The organism is Vibrio sp. 970 (assembly GCF_033339075.1).
This window is the reverse complement of record NZ_JAWOTW010000001.1, coordinates 17032-29942: the sequence shown is the minus strand read 5'-3', so window position 1 is coordinate 29942 and position 12911 is coordinate 17032. Positions and strand designations below refer to the sequence as shown.

General features: G+C 45.3%; 11 protein-coding genes. 4 read left to right on the top strand and 7 right to left on the bottom strand.

What is annotated here, in order from left to right:
• The first annotated feature begins 168 nt into the window (after positions 1–168).
• The 4 genes from speA (at position 169) to R7Q11_RS00130 (ending at position 7094) form a co-directional block, all read left to right on the top strand.
• The gene (speA, locus tag R7Q11_RS00145; protein ID WP_031778854.1) at positions 169–2079 is read left to right on the top strand and encodes an arginine decarboxylase; all 1911 of its coding nucleotides are present in this window, start codon (positions 169–171) and stop codon (positions 2077–2079) included.
• Between the two features lies 1 nt (position 2080).
• Positions 2081–3001, top strand: a complete 921-nt coding sequence (gene speB / locus R7Q11_RS00140; protein ID WP_005374233.1) for an agmatinase — start codon at positions 2081–2083, stop codon at positions 2999–3001.
• Between the two features lie 411 nt (positions 3002–3412).
• Positions 3413–4618: a multidrug efflux MFS transporter EmrD gene (gene emrD, locus R7Q11_RS00135; RefSeq protein WP_138939801.1), complete on the top strand. Its 1206-nt coding sequence runs from the start codon at positions 3413–3415 to the stop codon at positions 4616–4618.
• Positions 4619–4928: 310 nt separating this feature from the next.
• A complete protein-coding gene (locus tag R7Q11_RS00130) occupies positions 4929–7094 on the top strand; it encodes a S9 family peptidase (RefSeq protein WP_082240176.1) in 2166 nt (721 codons plus the stop codon).
• 218 nt (positions 7095–7312) lie between these two features.
• On the opposite strand, the gene R7Q11_RS00125 is transcribed toward R7Q11_RS00130, so the two are convergent.
• The 7 genes from R7Q11_RS00125 to R7Q11_RS00095 all read right to left on the bottom strand — a co-directional run bounded on the left by R7Q11_RS00125 (position 7313) and on the right by R7Q11_RS00095 (position 12890).
• Complete coding sequence (locus R7Q11_RS00125) at positions 7313–8362, bottom strand: porin (RefSeq protein ID WP_005374238.1); 1050 nt, start codon at positions 8360–8362, stop codon at positions 7313–7315.
• Positions 8363–8577: 215 nt separating this feature from the next.
• Positions 8578–9447, bottom strand: coding sequence for a metal ABC transporter solute-binding protein, Zn/Mn family (locus R7Q11_RS00120; RefSeq protein WP_005374240.1), 870 nt, complete (start codon positions 9445–9447; stop codon positions 8578–8580).
• 22 nt (positions 9448–9469) lie between these two features.
• Positions 9470–10345: a metal ABC transporter permease gene (locus R7Q11_RS00115; RefSeq protein WP_005374244.1), complete on the bottom strand. Its 876-nt coding sequence runs from the start codon at positions 10343–10345 to the stop codon at positions 9470–9472.
• Complete coding sequence (locus R7Q11_RS00110; protein ID WP_005374248.1) at positions 10345–11073, bottom strand: metal ABC transporter ATP-binding protein; 729 nt, start codon at positions 11071–11073, stop codon at positions 10345–10347. Before R7Q11_RS00110 ends, R7Q11_RS00115 begins: the two co-directional genes overlap by 1 nt.
• Positions 11073–11999, bottom strand: a complete 927-nt coding sequence (locus tag R7Q11_RS00105) for a metal ABC transporter solute-binding protein, Zn/Mn family (protein WP_225466063.1) — start codon at positions 11997–11999, stop codon at positions 11073–11075. The genes R7Q11_RS00110 and R7Q11_RS00105 overlap by 1 nt, the downstream gene beginning before the upstream one ends.
• A 22-nt stretch (positions 12000–12021) precedes the next feature.
• On the bottom strand, positions 12022–12573 hold the full coding sequence (locus R7Q11_RS00100; protein ID WP_053349399.1) for a DUF6162 family protein: 552 nt from the start codon (positions 12571–12573) through the stop codon (positions 12022–12024).
• Positions 12570–12890, bottom strand: a complete 321-nt coding sequence (locus R7Q11_RS00095; protein WP_046873904.1) for a hypothetical protein — start codon at positions 12888–12890, stop codon at positions 12570–12572. The genes R7Q11_RS00100 and R7Q11_RS00095 overlap by 4 nt, the downstream gene beginning before the upstream one ends.
• Between the last annotated feature and the right edge of the window lie 21 nt (positions 12891–12911).

Here is a 12911-nt window from a genome sequence, read left to right as displayed (position 1 = left end):
ATAATCGAGATGATAGATTTTAATCATTAGACTCAAGGGCCCTTTTATCCGTTAATGCGCGCACACGGAGTTCGTGTCAGGGTATGAGGTAAATACCTCATGATTTGCTTTTTTGTACTTTTCCTTCTAATTAATTAAGGAGTTAAGTACATTTTTGTGAGAATCGAGTTGGAAAAAGCAACTAAATTAGACCGCATCCGCGCGGACTACAACGTTCACTACTGGAGCCAAGGTTTCTACGGCATTGATGACCAAGGCGAAGTATATGTATCACCACGTAGTGATCGTGCACATCAAATCCCTTTCAGCGCTATTGTAAATGAGCTAGAAGCGAAGCAGTTAAATCTGCCTGTATTAGTACGCTTCCCGCAAATCGTGCACCAACGTGTGCATGGTATTTGCCACGCATTCAACCAAGCAATTGAAGAATACCAATATCCAAACAAATACTTGTTGGTGTACCCAATTAAAGTAAACCAACAACGTGAAGTGGTGGATGAAATTCTAGCGAGCCAAGCTCAACTAGAAACCAAGCAGCTTGGTCTTGAAGCGGGTAGCAAGCCAGAGTTGTTGGCGGTACTTGCATTGGCTCAACAAGGTAGCTCCGTGATCGTGTGTAATGGCTACAAAGACCGTGAGTATGTGCGTCTTGCACTGATCGGTGAAAAGCTGGGTCACAAGGTATTCATCGTACTAGAGAAGCTTTCTGAGCTGGATCTGGTACTAGAAGAAGCGAAAAGTTTGGGTGTAAAACCGCGCCTTGGTTTACGCATTCGCCTCGCCTCTCAAGGCGCAGGGAAATGGCAAGCAAGTGGCGGTGAAAAATCGAAGTTTGGTTTATCAGCATCGCAAGTGCTTAGCGTTATTGAACGTCTTAAACGCGAAGGCAACCTAGACGCGATGCAACTGGTTCACTTCCACCTTGGTTCACAGATGGCAAACATCCGTGATGTACGCAATGGTGTGAACGAGTCTGCACGTTTCTACTGCGAACTACGCGCACTCGGTGCAAACATCGAGTACTTCGATGTGGGCGGCGGCTTGGCAGTGGATTATGACGGCACACGCAGCCAATCATCGAATTCGATGAACTACGGCCTTGCAGAATACGCACGTAATATCGTGAACACAGTGGGCGATGTGTGTCTGCAATACGAACAACCAATGCCAGTGATCATTTCGGAATCGGGTCGCTCGCTAACAGCGCACCACGCTGTATTGATTTCTAACGTAATTGGTACCGAGTCGTACCTACCGGAAGAAGTACATGAGCTTGATGAGGACGCTCCGCTTTTGCTACAAAACATGTGGCGAAACTGGGAAAACTTGCAAGATGGTACAGACGCTCGTGCGTTAATTGAGATTTACAATGATACCCAAAGTGATTTGGCAGAAGTGCACTCTCAATTTGCTACAGGTGTGCTTAACTTGGAACAACGTGCGTGGGCAGAACAATTGTCACTGCGCATTTACTTCGAATTAAGCCGAAAGATGAGCACTAAGAATCGCTTCCACCGTCCGATTCTGGACGAGTTGAGCGAACGTCTTGCGGATAAGTTCTTCGTGAACTTCTCTCTCTTCCAATCTCTACCAGATGCTTGGGGTATTGATCAGGTGTTCCCTGTTCTGCCACTTTCTGGTCTTGGCGAGGCGGAAGAACGTCGTGCAGTGATGTTGGACATCACATGTGACTCTGATGGCGCGATCGATCACTACGTTGATGGTCAAGGCATCGAGAGCACGCTACCTGTACCAGCTTGGAGCAAAGACAAACCGTACTTAATGGGCTTTTTCCTAGTAGGCGCATACCAAGAAATCCTTGGTGACATGCACAACCTATTTGGTGATACCCACAGTGCTGTAGTCAATGTTGATGAACATGGTCAATTTGAGATCAGTTACATCAACGAAGGTGATAGTGTAGAAGACATGATGCGCTACGTTCATATCGACGTGGATGCGATTCGTGACAATTATAAACAATTGGTTTCACAGCGAGTTGAAGCCAATGAACAAGCACAAATCCTAGCAGAACTAGAACAAGGTCTAGCAGGATACACCTATTTAGAGGACTTCTGATATGAATGATTTGTTTACTAAAACTGATTATTCGCTTTACTCCAACTCTATGTCGTTTTTACGTCTGCCGTACATTCGTAACCCGGTATCGGCAGACGCAGACGTTGTGGTGTTGGGAGTCCCTCTGGACATGGCAACATCTGGGCGTCCAGGTGCGCGTATGGGTCCAGATGCAATTCGCCGTGCCTCAGTCAACTTGGCATGGGAAGGTAAGAAGTTCCCTTGGAGCTTCAACGTATTGGATAAACTGAAAGTGATCGACGCAGGTGATCTCGTGTTCGATTGCGGTGATGCGGAAGATTTTACTTACCGCCTTGAAGCGGCAACCAGTGAAATTCTAAAAAGTGGTAAAACCATGTTGGGATTGGGCGGTGACCACTTCATTACGCTACCTATCCTGCGTGCCTATGCGAAGCATCATGGCCAAATGGCGTTGATTCACTTTGATGCTCATACGGACACCTATGCAAATGGCAGTTCATACGACCACGGTACGATGTTCTACCATGCGCCGAAAGAAGGTTTGATCTCAGCGAAGAACTCAATACAAATCGGCATTCGTACGGAGTACAAACAGCAAGATCACGGCTTCAATGTGATTAATGCGATGCAAGCGAATGACATGTCGGTGAACGAGATCCTAGAAGAAATTCGTCGCACCGTCGCAGACAAGCCAGTATATGTCACTTTTGACATCGACTGCTTAGACCCGGCCTTCGCACCGGGAACTGGTACACCAGTTTGTGGTGGCTTGAACTCAGACAAAGCGCTGAAAATTATTCGTGGTTTAGCCGGCATGAATATCGTGGGTATGGATGTTGTCGAAGTATCGCCTCCATACGACCACAGTGATGTTACCGCACTAGCGGGAGCAACCATCGCACTAGAAATGCTTTACGCATACGCATCTGAGCGCGAATAGACATAATCATTTCTAAGGGAGCTTCGGCTCCCTTTTCTTTCTGATGCTTTCCTCTACCTTTTATTCACTCGTTTCATCTTGAACTCACCTCAACCGATCAGACGCTTTATTTTTGCACTTTAACCATTAAAACCAGTTACCTATAAGGCTCATTCTATTCACGAAAAGTAAAAAAATTTAACGTAATTAGACAAAGAAATGCACCGCTTTTTGAAAACAAAATCGGATTAGTTTTTCTAATTGAAATCATAGATTTTTATCTTGCTCAACTTCACACTTTTCGATTGCTAATTATACAAGCAAGCACTATTATCTCGCGCAAATACCCCCCGCAACACAAGAATTCAGTTAGCACTCTGTAAAAGAGTGCTAAGGGTTTTTACGTCTTAAATTTTTTGGAGAGATACGCAAATGTCTGCTTCGTTTCCATTAGCGAAACTTACCTTTTTAATCGCTATATTGACTGCCGTGGGTCAAATGACCCAGACAATGTACGTGCCTTCAATCGGTCATATGGCGGGCGAGTTTTTGGTATCTGCGTCATCACTTCAAGCTGTGATGGCTTGTTACCTAATCCCATATGGCTTGTCGCAATTTGCGTATGGCACACTATCGGACCGCTTGGGACGCAAACCGATCATCATCGTCGGGCTGCTTATCTACATCGCGGGTACACTGGTGGCATTATTTGCACATCAATTTGAATGGTTCTTGATTGGTAGCTTTATCCAAGGCTTAGGTATTGGCTGCGGCGGTGCGATGTCACGCACTCTGACTCGCGATTGCTTTGAAGGCTCTGATCTACACAGAGCAAACAGCTTAATTAGCATGTGTGTGATTTTCTCACCATTAATGGCACCAGTATTAGGCGGTTACCTAACAGAAGCTTTCGGATGGCGGTCGAGCTACTTGTTCTTAGCGCTATTTGCTATCGCGGTTGTGATCACCATGATGACAAGCATGATGGAGACGCTACCAAAAGAGAAACGCAAATTCGAACCAGTAGCCAAAAGCTACAAACACGTTTTGTCTGACCGTCGCTTTCAAGGCTTTTTGATTTGCCTGGTTGCAACATTCGCTGGTGTAGGTGTATTCGAAGCGGCGGCTGGGGTGTTGTTAGGTGGGGTATTAGAATTACCTGCAACAACGGTAAGTTTGCTGTTTATATTGCCGATCCCAGGTTACTTGGTGGGTGCGGGCTTATCTAGCTACATCGCAAGACGTCGCTCTGAGCGTCGTGCTTTAAACGTAGGCTTGGTCTCTATTTTTGTGGGCTCTGCTATTGTGCTCATCCCAGGCTTGTTTGGTTTGACCACGGCGTTAACGCTAGTTGGAGGCGCAACCGTGTACTTTTTGGGTGCGGGTATTCTCTTCCCAGCAGCAACAACTGGAGCGATTGCGCCATTCCCATACCATGCAGGAACAGCAGGCGCGACATTGGGTGGCATGCAAAACTTGGGGGCAGGTGTCGCAACTTTGCTCGCGTCACTATTTCCAGCGCATAACCAGATGCCTTTGGGCATTATGATGATGGCAATGTCGGTAATTGCAATGCTTGGGTTAATGTGGGTGAATCGAGCACACAATCACTCAAACGAAGTACCGCAAGTTATCTGATCATTATCAGCTTACTTTCAAAATCCAAAGGGACACACTCAACAAGTGTGTCCCTTTTTTCATATCACACTATATCGATTTCCCGATGAGAATGATTTAACTTTCGAATTGATATTTGTTAAAAATAACAGCTGCTTACACAATGTGTTTTCAGCTTCCTTCAAATTGAGTAGCCAACTCGAAAATATTGAGGATTCTCACTTTTTCGGCATACCCCATAACAAAGAATGGACAACTGAAAACCACTAACAAAATGAAAGCCCAGCCCTCAGGATGAGGCCACTTGGGTGTACAATAAGGATAAAATCAGATGCGTTTCACTTTAACTACGTTGGCCGTCTCGGTCGCGCTTGTCGCCGGATGCAGCAATCAAGGAATCCCCAGCATGACTCAATACTCCCAAACACAGATCGTTGCTCAACAAACTCAAGCTCCGGTTGCGAAAAAAGTCCCTCACGCGATGACTATTCATGGCGATACCCGCGTTGATAACTACTACTGGATGCGTGACGACGAACGTAAAGACCCTGAAATTTTACAGCACCTAGAGAAAGAAAATCAGTACGCAGAAACCGTTCTAAAGCACACTGAAACATTTCAAGATACGCTATTTGAAGAAATTAAAGGGCGTATCGCAAAAGACGACAACTCAGTACCGGTTCGTAAAGGCAACTACTTCTACTCCAGTGAAGTGACCGGAGATAACGAGTACGAAGTCCATTTGCGAGCTAAAGACTTTGCAGGCAAAGACAAACAAATCATTTTAGATGTCAATGAACTAGCAAAAGAACATGAATTTTTCAGTATCGGCGGCCTATACGTTAGTCCGAATGAAAACTTATTGGCGTATGGCGAAGACACATTAAGCCGCCGCGTGTACACCCTTAAGATCAAAGACCTGACAACAGGCAATTACCTACAAGATGAAATCGAAGGGGCCTCAAGCGCTGTCGCATGGCAGAACGATAACAACGCCTTTTACTACATCAAAAAAGATCCACAGACCTTATTGGGCTACCAAGTTTATCGTCATGTATTGGGCACACCACAAAGCAACGATGAGCTGATTTTTGAGGAAACCGACAGCGCCTATTACACCTCACTAAGCAAAAGCAAAGATGGCGAAGATATTTATATCTGGCATTCGAGTACAGAAACCAGTGGGGTCTCTATCATTGATGCGAACAACCCTAAAGCAAAGGCGAAACCGTTCTATCCTCGCGAAGATGGCATTGAATACAGTATTTCTAAGCTAGGCGATTGGTACTACATTTATACTAACTATCAAGCCGTCAACTTCCGTTTGATGAAAGTTCATCAAAATGACATACATGACCGCTCTAAATGGCAAGATGTGATTGCCGCAGACGACAACACTCAACTTGTCGACTTCGAGTTATTCGATGATCACATCGTCTATGAGCAGCGCTCTAACGGCCTAGCAAGCGTCACTGTACGTCAGCTTTCAACAGGAAAAGAATTCCCCCTCACATTTAATGACGATGCGTTTGCTGCCTATTTGACAGGTAACCTAGAGCTGGATAACGAGAAAGTTCGTATTTATTACAGCAGTTTAACCACTCCAGGAACCTACTACGATTTCGATCTAACAACGGGCGGGTCAGAAATCATGAAGCAAACACCTGTACTTGGTGATTTTAATCCTGACAATTACCAATCAGAACGCATCATGGTCACAGCCCGTGACGGTAAAGAAGTACCCGTTTCTTTGGTGTATCGTAAAGACTTATTTAAGAAAGATGGTACGAATCCACTCTACCAATATGGTTATGGGTCTTATGGCGCAACCATTGAGCCAACTTTCCGCTCGACACGTTTGAGTCTATTGGATCGCGGCTTTGTTTACGCCATTGCTCATATTCGTGGATCTGAAATGCTTGGCCGCCCTTGGTATGAAGACGGTAAAAAACTAACCAAGCAAAACACATTCAACGACTTTATTGATGTGACTAAAGGTTTGGTTGAACAAGGCTACGGCGCGAAAGATAAAGTCTTCGCTGTTGGTGGCTCTGCAGGAGGTCTCTTAATGGGGGCTATCATCAACCAAGCACCAGAACTGTACCGCGGTATCGGTGCACATGTTCCGTTTGTGGACGTGGTAACCACCATGCTCGATGAATCGATTCCATTGACCACCAATGAGTATGATGAATGGGGTAACCCAAATAACAAAACATACTATGACTATATGTTGAGTTACTCGCCTTACGACAACATCAAGGCGCAAAACTACCCGAACATGTTGGTAACGACTGGCTTGCACGACTCTCAAGTACAGTACTTTGAACCAATGAAGTGGGTCGCCAAACTTCGTGAAATGAAGACAGACGATAACGTCTTGTTGTTCAAAACCGATATGGAAGCCGGACACGGCGGCGCATCTGGTCGATTTAAGCGCTTAAAAGAAGATGCGCTAGAGTATGCCTTCTTCCTCGATTTACTCGATAAAAAATAAGCGTATTAATAGAACTGCATCTCTTCTAACAACAAAAATGCCCGCAAGTTGCGGGCATTTTTTATAGACGCACTCTCTAAACAAAGAGTGGGGTTACCTAAGCACAGAATGACTAGCGTCTCTTATAGCCAAAGGATAGCAGAAAGAAAAACGCCTACTCACAACGAGTAGGCGTTAACACAATAAATGTGTTTAGGCAGTAGAAACTGGCCTATTTATTAGAAGTAGTAACGAGCACCTAGAGTCCAGTAGTCGTTCTCTTCATTGTTGTAGTCGTTACCTAGGTCAAACTGGTAACCAGCGAAAGTAACGAATGCAGGAGTTACTGCGTACTCTGCTTGTAGCGCAGTTTCGCTTGAAACTGTCTTGTTGTCTTTGTCGTCTTCTACACCTTCGTAGTTAACGCTGAACGTCCAATTGTTGACTCCGTACGCTAGTAGGCCCTCAATCTGAGTAGTTTCTTCACGCATCTCGTAGAAGTATTCGTTCATGCCGTATACAACAGCTGCGTACAGACCAGAGCCATACTCACCGTAATTTACAGAAACAAGGTGTGATTCAGCAGTTTTAGTACCTAGACCAGAATTCTCAACATCACCGCCGCTGTATACGTAGCCTAGACCAAAGCCCGCAACAGAGCCGCTCAGTGCGATTTGACCACGTTGGTCATACTTGCTGCCTTTAGAAACGTATTCTGGAAGACCTGTGTTAGGGTTTTGTTGTAATGATAGGCCTCTATCATCATTTTCACCTTGCCAACCAAGACCTAGGTTGAAAGCAAAACCTTCGCCAAACTCAAAGCTTTTACGGTAGCTGATCATTTTTTCAGCACGACCAGTACCTAGATTGTTGTGATTGTCGTACAAAAAGTCGTTCGCGAACGCGATTGGTAGATCCGCAACGCCAGCGACATCGTAGTACGGAGACCACTGTGTACCTCCCACTAAACGGCCAAACTGCTGGTGGGTCGCGCCGATGTAGCCCAAACGAGTTGAAAACGACTGGCTACCACCATTTAGGTAGTTAAGTGCCCATTCGCCTTTAGCGTCGATAGTGATACCGTTGCCAATGTCTTTCTTGCCCGCAACATTGATACGTGGAGACACTTGGTGAACTTTTACTTCTTCTTCGAAATACTCACCCACGCCAACTGAAACGTGACCGCCGATCGATAAAGATGTACCATCGCTGTTGTAAACTTCTGCTGCGAAGGCCTGTGAACCACATGCTAGTGCCGCCACTGCAACGGCTAGAGTTTTCATTTTCATTGTTAACATCCGTATAGTTGTTTGTACCGGTTCGCTTAGAAACAGATTAAATCCGAATCAATCGCAACGAACACATAACAAAGTAGTAATGAAATAGAAATGAAACAAACACTTTCTTATGCAACCAGTGGTATCAATGCTCACATTTTGAGCTTAATCACAAAAAAATAGGGAACTTTTCACTCCCCATCATAAAATCTGTGGCTTTTTACGTGTCACATCTCCCAACGTGCGAGTGGCTTCTCAGTTTTGATACCGTTACTGCCCCAGCGGTCAATAACATCAATTTGCAGTATGCGGCTCGGTTTAATAAGCGATGTCAAGGTTTTCGACGGTCGTTTATCCGTCACTAACCATAGCGTTTTATCTTGTTCAAACTGAGCTTTTAAAGATAATTTGTCTTCTTCTGTCCACTCAAGTTCCGGCTTAAATTCGCGCCCAACCACAAACAATTGGTTGCCAGAGGCAAAATCCTCTAGTGACTCACTCATCAGTACCACTGAATCGATGCCTTTATCGAAGATCTCTGCCTGTTGTTGGTTGATCAGTTCACGCACATTGAGCATAAGAGCCTGTTGATTCGTTTGAATCGCCTTTTGGTGTTCAGGATATACACGTTGTAGATCCTCTCCAACAATGCCCGCCATTCGGATTAAGTTTGTAGGGTTCAGCCATGCGTACTTCGATGTTGACCCGTTTTCCAATGTCAGAACTGCAACTCCTTGAGCTCTAGGAGAAATGGCCTGCGATGCATCGATTTCAATCAAGTGAATGTTGCCCTGTCGAGCGTAAACATAAGTCGGGTCTTGTTTCCAAATCGCACCAAGAGTAATAGCAACCGTCGCGGCTTGACCCGCTTGCTTAACTTGCTCTGTACCTTTATTTGCGAACCAGTTCTCAAGACGCTCAACGCCGTAACGCTTTGGAGGCAGATACTGAGTCTCTATCCCTGTACCTTTCATGAGTTGCTCAGACAACATGTACGTGACGGGAGTGCTGGTTAAAATGTCTTTGGCGCTTGCCAACGATGGAAGTGTTGTCGCTATAACCAAACCAAAAGTTATCGCTAATTTTTTTATCTTCATGTTCATTACTTTATAAAAAGGGTTACGCTTTTTGGATAATTCGGTAAACCGTTGCTGTTAGGAAAAATGCCGCAGAAACAATGATGATGGATGCGCCTGATGGCACTGGTAGCTCAAGCTCCATCGGCAGTATGGTTCCTATTAAACACGCAATGGTTGCCAATAAAGAAGAAAGGAGAACAAAACTGCCCATGCGTTTAGTCAATAACCTAGCCGTTGCACCAGGAATCAGCAGCAATGCACCAACCAATACCGCGCCAATAATCTTTACCGCGGCGATGGTGACCAAGGTGATCATCATGACAAATAAGTAATCATAAAAGCTGGTATTAAAGCCGCGTACACGTGCAATATCCGGGCTGATACAAGTTAGCAAAATGCGGTTAAACGTTGGAATAAGAAGCAGTAATATGATCAAACAACTGATCGCTAAAATAAGGATATCGTTGTCCGTCACAGTCAAGATCGAGCCAAACAACACGTTCTCCAACATGTGAATGTTGATCTTACGAGCAACGTACATTAACAGCGCAGCACCAACCGCTAACGCTAATGCAAGAAAAACCCCAACCAGTGTGTCGTAAGGTACATTCGTACGATTACGAACAAAGTGAAGCAACAGCGCAAAAATCATACAAAAGCTAAACAATCCGATGATCGGATTCTCTGGCGGCTCACCGAGCAACACACCAATCGCGATTCCGGTAAGCGCAGCATGCCCAACCGCTTCAGAGAAAAAAGCCAGTCGCTTGGCGATGACTAATGTACCAAGACCACCAAGTAATGGTCCTAATATCAGCGCTGCCACAATTGCGTTTACCATGAAGGCATAAGAAAAGCTATCGCTTAACCATCCAGCTTCAACGCCGCTAACCGCTAACTCTCGCAACCAATCCATTATGCAGCCTCCACTTTTGCTGTGTAGTGCTTGAATAATGTTTCTATACGATCAGGGCTTAGCACATCTGAATGGTGACCTGACGCCACAATTTGACGATTTACGACATGGACCTGCGCATCTAAACGGCGCACGGCGGTCACGTCATGATGTACTGCCACCACCGTTTTGCCTTCTCCAACAACTTCATGAATCAAACCTTCAAGATATCGAACACCTTGCTCATCCATGCCAGTTGTAGGTTCGTCTAAAACCAATAAATTGGGCTCATCCAGTAAAGCTTGCGCAAACAAAACACGCTGTTGCTCACCGCCAGAGAGTTGCCCCATACGACGGTCGCTACGCGTTGCCATACCCACGCGATCCAGCTGGGCCAGGGCATGTTGAGTTTGTTTCGTTTTACGTCGCCAAAATAGAGGGATACGAGTTTGGTTAAGCAGTACAAAATCCATCACGGTTAACGGGAGGCTTGCTTCAAACATCGCTTTTTGTGGCACATACCCTATCTTCCCCGATGCAGCTGATGGTTCTGGCCAATTGAGCGCTATGTTTCCCGAAAATGGCGTGAGTCCAAGTACCGAACGAAGCAAAGAGGTTTTACCACCGCCGTTCGGTCCCATAATAACGTGACATTTCGCGTTCTCGAATTCGGCGCTGATGTTCTGCAAAATGATATTGTCGGCGTATTTTAGGCCCACGTTACTTAAGGAAACGGAAGGTCCAGTCATCACGCCTTTTCCCCTGCTCGCTTACTCGCCACAAATTTCATGGCTTCGATTAGTGTTTCCACATTATCTCGCATCTCAACCTCGACTTTATCAGCCTCATACTCACCGTGAGTCATGTGAGAAAAGCGATAAAGCTGCACCCCGGTCGCCTCTTCGATGGTATCAACAAAGCGATTCGGCATATTGAGCTCATAAAACAGAACATCAATGCCCGATTCACGAATTTTCTCTATCGTTTCCTGTAGCTGACTTGCACTTGGTTCTACACCATGAGCAGGCTCAATGACAGCGGCAACGTCAACACCAAACTCCTGAAGGATATATCCGTAAGCATTGTGGGTTGTCGCCACCTTCATACCAGCCGTGTCCAACTCACCAAGAGACAACATTGCATCACGCTTCATCAGGCGAAATGTTTTCGCGTATTTACGAGCATTTTGGCGATAGAACGTAGCATTGTCTGGGTCCAATTGGCTTAGCTCACTCGCGATGGTGTAAACCTTTTGAATGGTTGTTGATAGACCGACAAAGGTGTGAGGGTTCACTGCTCCTTGACCAACAGACTGCCCCATAGCGGGCAATAAAGGCACTTCTTTGTTCGCTTCGATAACCACGAGATCATCACGCTGAGAAGCCTTGATCACTTTCAGTGCAAAATCGTCATGACCAATACCATTGATCACTATTACGTCCATTTCATTTAAGCGCTTAAGATCATTAGGTTGTGGCAAATAGTTGTGAGGATTAAAACCAGCATCAACCAAAGGAACGATGTCCGCCTTCTCACCAACAACGGCTTTAACATAGCTGTAATAAGGTTGAAGCGTAATACCAATACTGAGTTTTTCGGCAGCAAAGCCTGTAGAAGACACCGCCAATAACGCGGTGGCTGTAAGAATACGACGTAAAAGAGAGCGTTTGATCATAGTACTTATCAATTATGTTGTCTTAATGGGCGTGAGAGTGAGAGGAAGAGTCTGACACAACGATTTGTTTCCAACCGAAATCGTGGCGTTTTGCTAGCTCGCTTAGTCCCTCCACATTTAACGAACGGCTAGAATCATTAAACCAAATATCAGCTTGAGAACTGCGGCTATCCAACAGCATGGAAGCAGAGCCTTGGGCACTGGTCTTCACGCCAATGTAGACACCGTCATCAATTCGTTGCCACTGATGAGAACCTTTACGCTTCCAATTTTGGTCTTTCACGAATGGAGCAATCCAAAGCGCCTCCATATCAGAGATCTCAGGCCAAGTTCCGGTATCTAACTGCAAATCACGAATCTCTTCATGAGCGAGCTTAAGTTCAGCGATCAACCCCAACTCATTTTGATGTAAATCCGTGATTAACACTTGATGAGACTGCATGTCTGGCTTTTCAGTCGCGACCTGATGGTAGGGCATAAGTATGGCTGCTGAACTGAGAATTGCTGCGATTGTCAGTGCGACCCACTTTCCTTCTCGGTTACCATCATCAGGGCGAACTTTCTTTACACTCATTTCTCTTTCAGCTCAACGATATCCACTTCCACCGGGCTTTCATGTCCGGCATCAAATACCAAATAGAAATCTGTTTCAGGGTGAGTAAATTCTGCGATGGAACGCTTATCTGTTTTTTCTTTGGCGATCAGATTGTCGTCGTAATCGTACATTTCGACATCGTAGTCGACCGCTGTCGATCCATCCGAGTAGCCCGCTTCACAAATCACTTTATCTTGCGCCAAGTGACAGCTCATCAGAGGAAAATGTGCAGCAGCGTGAAAAGAAGCAAATCCAGAAAAAAGCAAAGCAGCTTTTAGAAGAGAAGTGTTATTCATGATGATTCCAAAATGGCCCAG